Origin of the sequence: Sphingobium sp. CECT 9361, assembly GCF_918741285.1 — a bacterium.
Classification (GTDB): domain Bacteria; phylum Pseudomonadota; class Alphaproteobacteria; order Sphingomonadales; family Sphingomonadaceae; genus Sphingobium.
The window spans coordinates 1-15,111 of the sequence record NZ_CAKKNC010000012.1 but is presented as its reverse complement, the minus strand read 5'-3'; the positions used below and the strand labels follow the sequence as shown (position 1 = coordinate 15,111).

Sequence of the window (15,111 nt, the reverse complement as noted above, 5' to 3'; positions counted from 1 at the left end):
CATTGAGGTTGCCGCTGGATATGCTCTGATGGACTGGACCAACGCCACGCCGCTCGCTGCCTTGACGGGCGGAATATTGATCGGATTGGCGTGCGCGATCATGTTGCTCGGCCTCGGCCGGATAGCGGGCGTGAGCGGCCTCGCCGCGCGTGCCTTCGCCCTCTCACAGACTGGCCCGCCCTGGAGCATCGCTGCGGCTTTCATTGTCGGCCTGCCGTTCGGAGCGGGGATCGTGAACCTGATCTCAGGTCCGGTAATTGCCCGTTTTCCATCCTCGCCGGCGGTGGTCCTGATCGGCGGGCTGCTGGTCGGCTTCGGTACCCGGATGGGCAGCGGCTGTACCAGCGGCCACGGCGTGTGTGGCCTCTCCCGCCTGTCAGCGCGATCGATCGTAGCAACTTTGAGCTTCGTGAGCTTTGGCTTCGCGACCGTCGCGGTGATGCGCGTGCTAGGCGTTTCGTGGTGAGGGTCCGCATCCCTATCGCACTCATTGCCGGGCTCCTGTTTGGCGCAGGACTCGCCTGTTCCGGCATGTCAGATCCGACCCGCGTGCGTGCCTTCCTCGATCTGTTCGGAGGCCGCTGGGACCCTACGCTTGCTTTCGTGATGGGAGGCGCCATCGCCCCGATGGCCTTGGCCTGGGTGATCCGGCGGCGGATGGAGACGCCACTTGCCGACAGCCGCTTCTCGCTGCCGGATGCCCGCGAGATCACCGCGCGCCTGATCGGCGGTAGTGCAATCTTCGGGATCGGCTGGGGAATTGCCGGCCTCTGCCCCGGTCCGGCGATTGCGGACCTTGCCATCCGCCCGACGCTTGCCGCGCCCTTCGTGATCGCGATGCTGGCAGGGTTCGCGGTGCACCGCTTCATCGATCGCCCGAAGATCTGAATCGGAGCCGGCCCTTTGATGTACTTTGACGACGGAGCAAACGAGAGGCGCCTCAATCTTTCAACCGTAACGTCATCGCCGTGACCGCCAACGCGGCGGCAGCGGCAAGCCACAGCATCAAATGCTCCGACGCGCTTGCCCATCCAGTGACGATCGACGCCGCAGCCTGACTGGCGCTCACCGCCGCGTACTGGAGCGCAAGGCCCGAACCCTGCGTGCCCGGAGACGCTTTCGACGTCAGATAATTGGTGAGCAGCTTCAGCGTCGCGGTGCTCCAGCCGGCGAGCAGAAATACAGGCACGAGCACCCACAAGGTCCGGGCGAAGACGGCAATGATCAATGCGGCGGCCAGCCCGGCGAGCATTGGCCGCAACAGCCAGGCCGCGCCGACCGTGACTCTGCGCCCTGTGAACGGGACGAGCTGCGCCACCAGCATCGCTGCACCGCACAGAGCGAACAGCATCGAGACGTTCTCGCGGAACAGATCCCGCGCGCCCGATCCAAGCGACAACGTCAGATGCAGAACGGTGAGGCACCCGGACGCAATGGCCGAGATCAGGAGCAGCGGGACAAGCGCCTCACGCGCTTTCGGGCGTGGAACGCTGCCGACCGGACCAGTGGCACTTTCCCGTGAAACCAGAAGAAGACCGGGCATGGCGATCGCGCTCAATGCAGCTGGCGCCAGGAATGGCGACGTTGCTCCGAGCGCCACCGAAATTTCTCCAAGGAGCGGGCCGGTCAGGTCGCCCGCGAAGACCAGGGCGTTCAGCCAGGTGAACTGACGCGCTCGCCGAACCAGATCTGGTGAACGATCGGCGACCATCGCAAATGCCGTCGGCACGACGGCCGCCGCAAACACGCCATTGAGCAACCGCAAAACATAGAGTCGCTCGAATCCGACCGCGGAATACAACGCCATTGTCAGGCTGAAACCCAACAGCCCCACGACCAGGATCGGCCACCGTTTCCACCGGTCGGAAATCCAGCCCCATAACGGCGCCGAGAGACACCCTGCGATCTGGGAAACCGTGACCAGGGCGACGACAAGGCGCCCTCTCGCGAGGGCACTCGCGTCCGGAGACATTTGACCCACCATTTCTGGCAGGAATGGCAGGACGACGCTATTACCCAGGGCAACCGCCGTGGCCGCGAAGAGAAGAACGACGAAGCCAAGTTCGCCCCGATCGCGCGCCGCTTCGATGACCGTGGCGGGCAAGCTCGCCTCCATATGCTACGACCCGGCCATGAATACCCGGATCGCGCTGGCCCCGCCCTTGCAGTCACCAGGGCCGGGCGCGCCCGCGAAGAAGATCGCACGCGGAATCGCGCGCATATCCACCATCAGAAGGCGGCGGAGAAAATGCCTTGTGGGACGAGCGCCGGTCCCGGGAAGGTGCGAGGATGTCGCAGAGGTTCCGATCACGGCGCGATATTCCATTTCCCTAGCAGTGATCGCTGCCAACTTTCCGCCCGGCGGAGATTACTTCGCCGATGGTCTGTACCAGCACACCATCGCGCAGAGGTTTCTCGAGCACAGCGGCAAAGCCCGCTTCCTGCGCGCTTTCGGCGAGCTTATCGGCGTAATGCGCCGTGATCAGGATCGCCGGCCCACACCAGCCCGCCGACCGAAGCTTCCTCAGGATCGAAATGCCGTCGATGTCCGGCATAAGATAATCGACCACGAGGCAATCGCCCGATTGCGTTTGCGGATCGAGCAGCAAGGCAGTGCCACTCGCATAGGACAGGACGCCAAAGCCGCGGGACCGCAACAAGAGATGAAGGGACCTGCGTACCGAGACATCGTCGTCAGACAACAGGATCAGGGCCGCTTTCTCGCTCGTTTGGTGATCGATAACGCCCATGACCGACGATGCTGCCTCTTCGCTGATCCACCCTCGGATCCTGGGCATGCATCGCAAATGAACAGGAGGCCGTCGCTACGTAGTGATCCCAAGCTCACGATTCCGGCGCATCGCCCAATCCGGCCGAAAACGCGATCCTCAGCGCGTCCGACAGGCTATGCACTTCGAGCTTGGTCATGAGGTTCGCCCGATGAACTTCCACCGTTCGAGTCGATATGTCGAGATCATAGGCGATGGTCTTGTTGGGAAAGCCGTTGGCGAGGCCGATGAGAACCTCTCGTTCGCGAGGCGTGAGCACGGCGACCCGCACCCTCGCCTCCGCCTCTCGAAGCGACCGCGCGTCGGACTTATCGAGCCTCGAGAAAGCCACGCCGATCGAGGCCAGGAGCGCGGTCTTCTCGAACGGCTTCTCCAGGAAATCGACCGCCCCTGCCTTCATGACGCGAACCGCGATCCCGACATCGCCATGCCCGGTCAAAACGATCACCGGCATGGTGACACCACGCTCTGCAAGCACCTCCTGGACCTCGAGCCCGTCCATGCCGGGCATGCGAACGTCAAGCAGAATGCATCCCGGCTCAGCGGTCTTGACGGCTTTCAGAAACGCAATGCCGGAGGCATAGGTCTGGACGGCGAATCCCGATGTCTTCAGCATGAAGCCGGCCGACTTGCGGATGGATTCTTCGTCATCGACCAAATGGACAATACGTTTAGGCGTCATGCTCATCCTCCGGGCGGGCCTGCATCAAGGTGAAATGAAAAGCAGCGCCTCCGTTCGGCGCGCCGTCGGTCCAGATCCGGCCGCCATGGGCTTCGATGATCGTTCGACAGATCGAAAGGCCAAGGCCCATGCCGTCGGTCTTGCTGCTCACAAAGGCTTCGAAAAGTTGGGGCGCGACCTGCTCGGATATGCCTGGGCCCGTGTCCGCCACGGACACCTGAACCATTGCCTTCGGCCGCCGCCGCGTCGTGATCGTGAGGTCGCGAATGGCGACCTGCGCCATCGCCTCGACCGCATTGCGGATCAGATTCACGAGGACCTGCTGAACCTGTATGCGATCGGCGAGCACCGGCGAGGCCGCCGGATCAAAATCGAAAAAACTGCGAACGCCTCGTTCACGGGCGCCGACAAGGCCGAGAGCAGCGGCTTCCTCAATCAGCCGCGGCAAATCCTCGATCCGCTTCTCGGTCTCCCCTCGCGCCACGAAATCACGAAGTCTTCGGACGATATGCCCCGCGCGGTGGGACTCCTTAGCTGCCTCGTCGAGCGCGTCGCGCACGATCGCGACGGTCTCGGCATCGGGATCGACAAGCAGGTCGCGCGTCGTTTCCAGATAATTGGCGATCGCGGTAAGCGGCTGGTTCAACTCATGGGCCAGCGTCGACGCCATCGTGCCCATCGCGCTGAGGCGCGAGACGTGAATCAATTCGGCTTGCAGCTCCTTGAGCTGCAGTTCGTTGCGGTCGCTTTCTGTCAGGTCGTGAATGAAGCCCGTGAAGACGCGGTGGCCACGGTGACCGGCCTCTCCGATCGAGAGTTCCATCGGAAAGGTGGTACCGTCCCGCCGTTGGCCAACGACGATCCTGCCAATACCGATGATCCGCCGTTCGCTCGTCGACAGATATCGGCCGATATAGGAATCATGCCGTTCACGGTCCGGGGACGGCATGAGGCTGCTCACATTGGCGCCGAGCACCTCTGCTTCCGAATATCCGAACAAGCGCTCGGCCGCGGCGCTGAAGGACGTTATCAGCCCGCGCTCATCGATGATGACCATGGCATCGGGAACTGTATCCAGGATCGACTGGAGATGCTGCTCGCGGGCAACGATCGCTTCCTTGGTCGCGGCTTCATCGGTCGTGTCGCGCAGGATCTTGCCATAGCCGCTCAGCTGGCCGGCCTCATCGTGGAGCGCCGTCGTCGTCAGAAGGGCGAGGAACTCCGACCCGTTTTTCCGAACGCGCCAAGACTCTTGCTCGACCCGGCCAAGCTGCTCCACCTGCGCGAGGTGCCTATCCGCAACGCCCGCCGCGATATCTTCCGCGCAATACAGGAACGAATGGTGTTTCCCGATCGCATCGGAGCTGGCCCATCCCGTAATTTCTTCACAGCCGGCGGTCCAAACTGTCACGAGGCCCTTAGGGTCAAGCGCATAGACGGCGTAATTTGGCGCGCTCTTCACTACCTGAATGATCGTGCCCGAATCGGGATCGAGGCCATTCGCCTTTTGGCTCTCAATCATGCCCCCATCCATCTCCCCGTCATCCACAGTCAAACAAGGTTAGAATGGATTTGCGGACAGGCGCCGACAGCCGTCGGAGGCAGGGTTTCTGCCATCGTTCCCACCATGCACCCGGCGAGCGAAAATCGGCGTTGGCTTTCGAAACGAGACATCAAGCGTGGCTCCCCATAACTCTATACGCAGGAGCAGCGGTTACCCCTCACGCTCCGTTTCCCCGGTCACGGCGTCCGAGCTATCGGGCTGCGCCAAGATCATCATTGTGGACCTTGGACCATAGTCCTGGGTCAAGCGATATTGACGAGCCTAAAACGGCAGCGCCTGGAGAGTTCATGCTGTCACGAAGATGTCGCTGGACGAGAGTGGCACGGCCAGGCGTTGCCGTCCGAGCGACAGGGGCCACCGGCGTTGGCCGCGTCCGTGAGATGCACCCGCTCCTGGCAGGCTTTGGGCGACGCACCCGGATTGAATCAACCGACCGTGAATTGCCCCATCATGCCTTCATCCTCATGTTCCAGGATATGGCAGTGATACATAAAAGGTGCTTTGGTGGCCGGCTGGTCGAACCGGACCAACAATTCTACCGCCTCCTTCACGACGATCGTATCGCGAGGCCCCTGATCGAGAAGGTCCGGGTCGTCGCCATCGCGGCGTAGCACGTCGAAATGCACGCCGTGGATATGGAAGGGATGCGCCATCTTCTTCCCGGAGACTTTCCATATCTCGACGTCCCCGAGACCGACTTCCTCGTCGATGCGATCAATGTCGAACGGCCTGTCGTTGATCGCGTATGCGCCGTCATCGCTGTCCATCATACCGCCCATCGACATATTGAGCACGAAGCGCCGGCGCCTTACGGCCGCTTCAGGATCTGGTACGGTGCGTGCCGCCAGGAGCAGTGGTACAGCGGCTGCGGCCCGCCCGCCCAAGCCCGGGCGCGGTGAGAAGGTCAGCACCGTCTCCGTCGTTGAAGCGTCGTCTTCATCGTCGTGATGGTCGCCCATCATTCCCATACCTCCCATCATCCCCATCATCGACGCGCTCGCATCTTGAGCGGTGACCAGAGCGACCGGCTTGCCATCGGCGAAGCTTACCAATATCTCGGCACGCTGGCCGGGTGCCAGGGTGAGGGCCTGCAGTTCGACGGACCTCGCCAGGAGACCGCCCTCGGTGCCGATCCAATGAAACGTCCGGTCATCGCTGAACGAAAGCTCATAGATGCGGGCGTTCGAACCGTTCACGAGCCGCAACCGCACCAGGCGGTCCGGAACATCGGCCCGAGGCGTGGGTGCGCCATTGACCAGAATCGTGTTGCCACGGCGGCCCTGCGAAGCAACCATCATGCCGGTCGGCATGACCAGCCGGCCATCCTCGAATTGCCGGTCCTGAATCAGGACGGGCAGATCATCAACGCCATAGTCCGACGGCAGTCCAAGGCCCTGCTCTTCCTCATCCGTCACAACCAGCATGCCCGCGAGCCCCGAATAGACTTGCTCACCCGTCAACCCATGCGCATGCGAGTGATAGAAGAGGGTCGCCGCCGGCTGGCGGATCGGCAGCGTAGGACGCCAGGTCGCACCGGGAGCGATCAGCTGGTGCGGGCTACCGTCCAGTTCGCCCGGCACGAGCAGCCCGTGCCAGTGAACCGTTGTGTCAGCCGACAGGCTGTTGCCGACGGTCATCGTCACATCGTCGCCGCGGTGAACCCGCAGCGTCGGGCCGAGATAGCTACCATTGTACCCGAGCGTGGCGCTTCGCCGGCCAGGGAAGAACGTGGTCTCGCCTTCCTGTGCTCTCAGGTTGATCAGCTGGCCGTGTTGGCGCGCGTCGACCAGGCGCGGGATCGGAAGCGTCCCGGCACGCTCGGGCGAACCGAATTTTCGCGTACACGCCGCCGCCAGGAGCAGACCCCCGCTCGCCAGCAACGTCCGCCGGTTCAGTAACATCATGACCGCCTCCTGGTTGGCGCGGAGCGCCTGCTTTGCTAAATGCGAATTCAGCGAGCCACCAGCTGATCGAGGATCGGGCATCCCGACCGGTCGTCACCACCGCATCGATCCGCGAGATCGAGCAGCGGCACGCGCGTCGTCTGGAGCTTGCGAGCCTGACAGCTGTTCGGCGCGCGTGATGGGCAAGCGACATGACCTCGGCCTGGAGCGCTCGAAATCGCTCCAAAGGGAGAGGGAGACGAGATCCGCGATCTCCACGATAGGAAAACCGAGATCGCGAGCGATCGCGCGATAAAATGGCAACTGGTGGGCGGGAAACGAACAGTCGCGATAACCCGTTATCGCTGCGAAGCCTGGTTCGCATCAGGGCGATCTTCTCATAGTGCCGGATCACCCGCGGTGATACACTGCTCCGCCGGTGCGTGACCGAAGGATCAACACGCGGCCTCACCGCCGCCCCCTTCCATGGCGATTGATAAGAGCGACCGTATGATCGGCGATCACGCGCTCCTCATCAGTGGGAACGATCCGCACGATCACTCTGCTATCTGGCGCGCTGATGACAGGCGCATTCGATGCATTTGCGTCGAGATCAAGAATGACGCCAGTCCAAGCTAAGCGCTCGCAAATCGCAGCCCTAATCTCTGAATCATTCTCGCCAATGCCGGCGGTGAAGACGAGACCGTCGAGACCGCCGAGCGCGGGAATGAGAGCGGCGGCCTGACGGCCAGCTTGCTGGACGAAAAGGGCGACCGCCTCCTTCGCTTCCGGCGCGTCGCTTGCATGCAACGTACGCATATCGCCTGAAATCCCGGACACACCGAGTAAGCCCGACTGCTCATAGAGCAACGTCTCCACCGCCTGTGCGGCCATACCGACCTGAGTCTGAAGATGAAGCACCACGCCGGGGTCGATCGCGCCCGAGCGCGTGCCCATCATCAATCCGTCAAGCGCCGTGAAGCCCATCGTCGTATCGACGCTCGCCCCGGCACGCATTGCGCACATGCTCGCACCGTTGCCTAGGTGCGCGGCGATGACGCGGCCTGCGGCCAGAGCAGGGTCGATCTCGCGAAGGCGGCCCGCAATGTATTCATAGGACAAACCGTGAAAGCCATACCGGCGCACGCCCTGGCCGTGAAAAGCGCGCGGAATCGGCAGGCGCGTCGCCAACGGCGGCATGCCATGGTGAAACGCGGTATCGAAGCAGGCGATCTGCGGCAGCAAAGGCGCCAGCAGGCGCAAGGCCCGGACCGCGGCGAGGTTATGCGGCTGATGGAGCGGCGCCAATGGGATCAAGGCATCGAGCGCATCCAGCAAAGTATCATCGATGATCTGCGGCGCGGCGAAGCGCACGCCGCCATGGACGATACGATGGCCGATCGCGGCGACCTTGCGGTCTCCCAATTGGGTTGCCGCCCAGGCAAAGAGGTCCTCGAGCAGATTCTCGTGCGAGAGTGCGTCCCCGCCCGGCCACGTCTTTTCCACGATGGTCTCGCTGCCCGCGTCGCGCGCGACGAGCCGGGGGCTAGTGCCGATACCCTCGATCTTGCCGCCCGCATCGAAGTCGAGCTGTCCGCCCGACAAGCGATAGAGCGCGAACTTGATGCTCGACGAGCCGGCATTGAGACTGACGATCGCCTTCATGCCGGCTTCGCTATCGGGCCGGGCGTGGCTCTGGGGGCGGCCCGCGCCAGCAACAGCGCGATTGCGCATGACGCTACGCTGGTGCGGAGCGAATCCGCCCGGCTGGTGAGAATGATGGGTACCCGCGCGCCCAGCACCACGCCGGCCGCGTCCGCGCCGCCGAGAAAGGTCAGCTGCTTGGCAAGCATATTGCCGGCTTCCAGATTGGGAACGACGAGGACTTCGGCGCGCCCTGCAACGGGGGAGACGATGCCCTTGTCCTTTGCCGCCTTCTCGCTGATCGCGTTGTCGAAGGCGAGCGGACCGTCAAGGACGCCGCCGACGATCTGTCCGCGATCGGCCATCTTGCACAAGGCGGCCGCATCGAGCGTCGAGCGGATCGCCGGATTGACCGTCTCCACGGCAGACAAGATCGCGACCTTCGGACAGGCGATGCCGATGACATGCGCGAGGTCGATCGCATTGCGGATGATATCGGCCTTGTCTTCCAGGCTCGGATCGATGTTGATCGCCGCGTCGGTGATGATGAGCGGCGCCGGATGCCCGGGGACGTCCAGCAGATAGGCATGACTGATGCGGCGCTCGGTTCGCAGGCCCGTCGCAGCCGGAACGACAGCACCCATAAGTTCGTCGGTGTGCAGCGATCCCTTCATCAGCAGCAGTGCTTCGCCCGAGCGGACCAGTTCGACCGCACGCGCCGCGGCGGCATGGCTGTGGGGCACGTCGATCAGGCGGAGGGCACCGATATCCTTGCCGGCGTCCTTGGCAGCCACACGGATGCGAGCCTCGGGGCCGATCAGGATCGGCACGATCAGGCCGGCTTCGGCAGCGGCTGCCGCAGCCAGGATCGCGGCGGTGGTGCAGGGATGTGCGATCGCCGTGGGAACGGGCTCGACGCTTCTCGTCATCTCGATCAGCCGGCGGAAGCCGTCATGATCCGAGAGCTGGATATCGGGCAGCGCCATGCGCGGGCGCCTTACTTTCTCGGTTGGCGCTTTGACCTCAGCCTCGCCGTTGATCACCTCCTCGCCGGCCTGGTTGATGCAGCAACAGTCGAAGACGACGATATGATGCTTGGCGCGCTTCTCGCGTACCGTGACCGACGCGACAATCGTATCCCCCAACCCTACGGGTCGCTTGAACCGAAGGCTCTGGCTCAGATAGATCGCGCCCGGCCCAGGGAGCTGCGTGCCGAGCACGGCCGAGATCAGACCACCACCCCATAGGCCGTGCGCGATCACCCGCCCGAACATGTCGCCGGCGGCATATTCGGCATCGAGATGGGCCGGATTGACGTCGCCCGAAACCAGGGCGAACAGCTGAATGTCCTGCTCGCCCAAGGTCCGCGTGACGCTCGCCGTCTCACCCACGACGATCTCGTCGAAGGTCCGGTTCTCGATCATTTTGAGGCTGCCCATTGCTCAGCGCTCCAGCACATAATGGCCGGGTGCATCGCAGAGCGCTACGAGGCCCCTGTCCGGATTACCCATCGGCGGCGGGGCCTGCGGCGCGCCGGAATGATCGCCGAGCCAGGCCACCCAGTCCGTCCACCATCCCTCGCGCGCCTCGGCCTGGTCCAGCCAATCGTCCGGATCGAGCGCGGGGCGGTCGAGGACGCGGGTCGCGACATGATAGCTGCGGTGGCGATGCCCGGGCTCGGACACGATGCCGGCATTGTGGCCGCCGCTGGTCAGGACGAAGCGGATCTCGGCGCTGCTCAGCCAGTGCAGCTTGTGGACCGACCGCCACGGCGCGACAAGATCGCGCTCGGTCCCCACCACGAAGATCGGCTGACGCAGCGACGAGAGCGTGATCGTGCGCCCTTCGACCTTGAACCGGCCTTCGGCCAGATCGTCGTCGAGAAAGAGCGTGCGCAGATATTCGCTGTGCATGGCGTAGGGCATGCGGGTGCCGTCCGCATTCCATGCCATCAGGTCGGTCATGGGTTCGCGCTCGCCCATCAGGTAGGTGCCGAGGATGTGCGACCAGATCAGGTCGTTGGACCGCAATATCTGGAAGGCGCCGCCCATCTGGCTACTGTCGAGATAGCCACGGCTCCACATCATATTGTCGAGCAGGTTGAGCTGCGCCTCGTCGATGAACAGGCCGAGCTCGCCCGGCTCGCTGAACTCGGTCTGCACCGCGAACAGGCTGAGCGATGCGAAGCGTTCGTCGCCGTCGCGAGCCATGGCCGCCGCCGTGATCGCCAGCAGCGTCCCGCCCAGGCAATAGCCGACGCCGTGGACCTTGTCCGAGCCCGTGATCGCTATGACCGCGTCGAGCGCCGCCATCGGCCCGAGGCGAAGATAGGCGTCGATATCGAGGTCGCGGTCCGCGCTCTGGGGATTGTGCCAGGACAGGACGAACACGGTATAGCCCTCGGCCACCAGCCAGCGGATTAGCGAGTTCTCCGGCGACAGGTCGAGAATGTAATATTTCATGATCCAGGCGGGAACGATGAGGATCGGCTCGGGGCGGACAATCCCGGTCGTCGGCGCATATTGGATGAGCTCGACCAGCGCGTTGCGGAACACCACCTTGCCGGGCGTGATCGCCACCGTCTCCCCGGCGCGGAACGCCTCAGTCCCTACGGGCGGCTCGCCTCGGGCGCGCCGCTCCGCATCCTCCATCCAATGCTTCGCACCCTCGACCAGGCACTCACCACCGGACTCGATGATCTTGCGCTGGAGCACGGGATTGGTCGCGAGGAAGTTGGTGGGCGCGATGACGTCGAGCATCTGCCGTGCCGCGAACGCCACCATCTCTTCATGATGCCTGGACACGCCGCTGATGCCGGTGGTCGCCGCATGCCACCATTGCTGGGTGAGAAGGAAGGATTGCGAGATCAGGTCGAAAGGGAACTGCCGCCAGGCCGGATCGATAAAGCGCCGGTCCTGCGGTAGCGGCTCGATCGCCGGCGCGGCATCGACCTGCCCCACACGTCGCACGGCATAATCGGCAATCCGCTGGACCTTTCGCCCTGCCTTGCCGGCAAGCTGCAGCCGCTTGCCCGGCGATATGGTGAGATGAGCACACCAGTCCAGCCACGCCTGCATCATTGTCACCGGCGACAGGCCAGAGGTCATCTGCGCGATTGCCGCGGCCGAGGCATGGTCGAGCGTCCGAGCGATGCCGTCGAGTGGGTCGCACTTGGCACAGTCTGCGGACGTATCGATCATGCAGCGTTTCTCCGGGGGACGTCGCGGCATGCCCGGCATGGCTCGAAACAACATTACGTGATGTCCCCAGATGCTTGTCCGTTAACGAGCGCACGCGCATAATGCCTGCCATGTCTCTCGAGGCGGGGCTCTCCCAAACCGCCCGTCTCGGTGACCCCTCAGGCTCCAGAGGGCCACCGCCAGTCGCGAACGGCAGGCATATCGATCCCGTGTGCCGCGATGTACCGCTTGTGCTCGACCAGCTGATCATCGATCGTCTGCTTGGCGTAGGCGGCCGCGCTATCGGGCAGCTCCACATGGTCGATAACCTTCCCCATGAGATGGAAGCGGTCGAGATGGTTGCGGACCACCATGTCGAACGGCGTCGTCGTCGAGCCCTCCTCTTCGAACCCGTGGACGTGGATATTCTGGTGGTTGGTACGCTTGTAGGTGAGCCGATGAATTAGTGCCGGATAGCCATGATAGGCGAAGATGACCGGCTTATCCGTCGTGAAGAGCGCGTCGAACGCGCTGTCGCTGAGCCCATGAGGGTGCTGGCTGTTGGGCTGCAACGTCATCAGATCGACGACGTTGACGACGCGGACCTTGAGCTCGGGGAGTTGCACACGCAACAGGCTGACCGCGGCCAGTGTCTCCAGCGTTGGAACGTCGCCAGCACACGCCATGACGACATCCGGCTCTCCGCTGCGATCGTTGCTGGCCCAATCCCAGATACCGATGCCGCGCGTGCAGTGCTTGATCGCCGCATTCATGTCGAGCCACTGGGGCGAAGGTTGCTTGCCGGCGACGATGACATTGATTCGGTCCCAGCTGCGCAGGCAATGGTCGGTGACAAAAAGCAGGGTATTGGCGTCGGGCGGGAAATAGACCCGCACGATGTCAGCCTTCTTGTTGACGACATGATCGACAAATCCGGGATCCTGATGGCTGAAGCCATTATGATCCTGGCGCCAGACGTGAGAGGTCAGCAGATAATTGAGCGAAGCGATCGGGCGACGCCAGGGCACCTCCTTCGCCGTCTTCAGCCATTTGGCGTGCTGGTTGACCATCGAATCGACGATGTGGATGAACGCCTCATAGCAGGAAAACAGGCCGTGGCGGCCCGTCAGCAGATAGCCTTCCAGCCATCCCTGGCAGCAATGTTCGCTCAGCACCTCCATCACGCGTCCGCTGGGATCGAGATGGACATCGTCCGCGATCGTCTCCGCGTCCCAGCTCCGGTCGGTGGCTTCGAAGATCGTCTGCAACCGGTTGGATGCCGTCTCGTCCGGGCCGAAAACGCGGAAGTTGCGGGCCTGGGCGTTCTCCCGCACCACGTCGCGCAGGAACGTACCCATCACCTGGGTCGCCTCGCCGTCGCTCTCGCCGGGATGAACAACCGGGACCGCGTAGGATGCGAAGTCGGGTAACCGCAGAGGGCGCATCAGAGCCCCGCCATTGGCATGCGGATTGGCACTCATCCGCCGGTCGCCGCGCGGAGCCAGAGCCGCAATTTCGGGCCGAAGCCGCCCGCCATCATCGAACAGTTCTTCCGGATGGTAGCTGCGCATCCATTCCTCGAGCAGCCCAAGATGCTCGGGCTTGTCCATCGTGAACGGGACCTGGTGCGCCCGCCAGAAGCCTTCGCTCTTCTGCCCGTCGACGATCTTGGGTCCGGTCCAGCCCTTTAGGCTGCGCAGGACGATCATCGGCCAGAGCGGACGCGTCGTGACCCCACCGTCGCGCGCGGCCTTCTGGATCGCGTGTATCCGATCGACCGCGTCGTCTAGCGCGGCCGCTATCGCCCGGTGCATCGCGTCCGGCTCCTCGCCGTCGACGAAGATCGGCAGGTAGCCATAACCGCGAAACAGCGCGTCGAGCTCGGTGTGCGAAATGCGCGCAAGGACAGTCGGACTTGCGATCTTGTAACCGTTGAGATGCAGGATTGGCAGAACGGCCCCGTCGGTCGCGGGATTAAGGAACTTGTTGCTGTGCCACGAGGTCGCCAGCGGTCCGGTCTCCGCTTCGCCGTCGCCGACGACGCAAGCAACGATCAGATCGGGATTGTCGAAGGCGGCGCCAAACGCATGCAGAAGAGAATAACCCAGTTCACCACCTTCATGGATTGAACCGGGCGTATCGGGTGACGCATGACTGGGAATGCCGCCAGGGAAGGAGAATTGCCGGAAAAGCTGGCGCAGGCCATCTTCGTCGGGACCGATGGCAGGATAGACTTCGCTATAGGTGCCCTCGAGCCATGTGTTGGCGACGACACCTGGTGCGCCATGACCAGGCCCGGCGATGAAGAGCGCATTGAGGCCGCGCGCCTTGATGACACGATTGAGGTGCACATAGAGGAAGTTAAGCCCGGGGGTCGTACCCCAGTGTCCAAGCAGCCGCGGCTTGACGTGATCCATCTTGAGCGGTTCGCGGAGCAGCGGATTATCGAGCAGATAAATCTGTCCAACCGAGAGGTAATTGGCGGCGCGCCACCAAGCGTGGATCAGGCCGATCTCATCGCTGGAGAGTGGCTGGCCTGTCGCCTCGGGCTGCGGGTCCATGGTCATTCTTCCTGAAACTGAAAAGGCATGGTTTCCCGGCCGCCGAGCCGGAGCTGGTGTTTGCCGGAGCGCTGATGCGCCACCGCGCAGCGCTCAAACTGCTTGCGCACCCATGAATGGCGCAGACTGCTCACAACATGCGTATTGATACGGATGGCAGTGCCGCACACTTATACCAGGCAATCACGTCGCTTCCGGCATCAGCTCGGCCCCCTACTCCGATACCGCCCTGGTTCGGCCGCGTGCGCGTGCCCCGGCCGCCAGCTCAACCACCTCGGCGGTGATTTCCTCCTGACGCGTCAGCCGTTCCTCGCGTTCAAGTGCCTGGAGTCTGGCGTCGATATTGGTTTTCGCGGCCGCCATCGTCGCCATGCGAGCCTCGTTTTCAGCGGCGAAGGCCTCGGTGGCCGCTTCGCACAGCTGGGCGAAGACATATTCCTGGGCCAAGCGCTCGACGAGGTCGCTTGCCGGCAGATTGATCAGGGGTATCGACCCAACTGGCTCCGGCGGAAACATATCGGGATCGAGCGGCAAAAGGCTGCGGCGGACGACCGACGCACCATGCCCTGCCGTCCAGACCGGATAGATCATTGCGACCGGGACCGCGCCGGCCACGGCCACATAATCGTAGAGGGCGCCAAGCAGTTCGGTTGCCATATTGGCAAGCGCAGCGGCGCGACTGGGCCCAGTCGGCCCGAAGCTGCGATTTTGGCCATGTTGAAGAACAAAGATTGAACATGGCGATCTACCAGGCTCGCTCTTGTCCTCCAATCTCGTAAACATCGGTCTCGATCGAGCACCTGTAGCTC

At 63.3% G+C, this 15,111-nt stretch carries 12 protein-coding genes; 2 read left to right on the top strand and 10 right to left on the bottom strand.

What is annotated here, in order from left to right; all coding sequences use genetic code 11:
• Positions 1–28: 28 nt before the first annotated feature.
• Both LQ220_RS15960 and LQ220_RS15955 read left to right on the top strand, forming a co-directional pair.
• Positions 29–466, top strand: a complete 438-nt coding sequence (locus tag LQ220_RS15960; RefSeq protein WP_024018485.1) for a YeeE/YedE thiosulfate transporter family protein — start codon at positions 29–31, stop codon at positions 464–466.
• Positions 463–888 carry a DUF6691 family protein gene (locus tag LQ220_RS15955; protein ID WP_031308708.1) on the top strand — a complete coding sequence of 142 codons (426 nt, stop codon included), beginning with the start codon at positions 463–465 and terminating at the stop codon, positions 886–888. Before LQ220_RS15960 ends, LQ220_RS15955 begins: the two co-directional genes overlap by 4 nt.
• Positions 889–940: 52 nt before the next feature.
• Here the strand turns inward: LQ220_RS15955 and LQ220_RS15950 are convergent, their stop codons facing one another.
• The 10 genes from LQ220_RS15950 to LQ220_RS15900 all read right to left on the bottom strand — a co-directional run bounded on the left by LQ220_RS15950 (position 941) and on the right by LQ220_RS15900 (position 14,959).
• Positions 941–2,104, bottom strand: a complete 1,164-nt coding sequence (locus tag LQ220_RS15950; protein WP_161633892.1) for an MFS transporter — start codon at positions 2,102–2,104, stop codon at positions 941–943.
• Between the two features lie 226 nt (positions 2,105–2,330).
• Positions 2,331–2,798 carry a response regulator gene (locus LQ220_RS15945; RefSeq protein ID WP_309298561.1) on the bottom strand — a complete coding sequence of 156 codons (468 nt, stop codon included), beginning with the start codon at positions 2,796–2,798 and terminating at the stop codon, positions 2,331–2,333.
• A gap of 46 nt (positions 2,799–2,844) precedes the next feature.
• Positions 2,845–3,471: a response regulator transcription factor gene (locus LQ220_RS15940; protein ID WP_031308706.1), complete on the bottom strand. Its 627-nt coding sequence runs from the start codon at positions 3,469–3,471 to the stop codon at positions 2,845–2,847.
• Entirely contained in the window at positions 3,461–4,993 is a 1,533-nt protein-coding gene (locus LQ220_RS15935) for a PAS domain S-box protein (protein ID WP_066609063.1), read from the bottom strand. The genes LQ220_RS15940 and LQ220_RS15935 overlap by 11 nt, the downstream gene beginning before the upstream one ends.
• Before the next feature lie 467 nt (positions 4,994–5,460).
• Complete coding sequence (locus LQ220_RS15930) at positions 5,461–6,939, bottom strand: multicopper oxidase domain-containing protein (protein ID WP_031308704.1); 1,479 nt, start codon at positions 6,937–6,939, stop codon at positions 5,461–5,463.
• A gap of 447 nt (positions 6,940–7,386) precedes the next feature.
• Positions 7,387–8,583 (bottom strand): acetate/propionate family kinase, encoded by a 1,197-nt coding sequence (locus LQ220_RS15920; RefSeq protein ID WP_031308703.1) that lies wholly within the window; start codon positions 8,581–8,583, stop codon positions 7,387–7,389.
• Complete coding sequence (locus LQ220_RS15915; RefSeq protein ID WP_066608841.1) at positions 8,580–10,001, bottom strand: bifunctional enoyl-CoA hydratase/phosphate acetyltransferase; 1,422 nt, start codon at positions 9,999–10,001, stop codon at positions 8,580–8,582. Before LQ220_RS15915 ends, LQ220_RS15920 begins: the two co-directional genes overlap by 4 nt.
• A gap of 3 nt (positions 10,002–10,004) precedes the next feature.
• On the bottom strand, positions 10,005–11,762 hold the full coding sequence (locus tag LQ220_RS15910) for an alpha/beta fold hydrolase (protein WP_024018194.1): 1,758 nt from the start codon (positions 11,760–11,762) through the stop codon (positions 10,005–10,007).
• Positions 11,763–11,920: 158 nt separating this feature from the next.
• On the bottom strand, positions 11,921–14,308 hold the full coding sequence (locus LQ220_RS15905; protein ID WP_024018193.1) for a phosphoketolase family protein: 2,388 nt from the start codon (positions 14,306–14,308) through the stop codon (positions 11,921–11,923).
• Positions 14,309–14,515: 207 nt separating this feature from the next.
• On the bottom strand, positions 14,516–14,959 hold the full coding sequence (locus LQ220_RS15900; protein ID WP_230189165.1) for a F0F1 ATP synthase subunit gamma: 444 nt from the start codon (positions 14,957–14,959) through the stop codon (positions 14,516–14,518).
• Positions 14,960–15,111 lie beyond the last annotated feature (152 nt).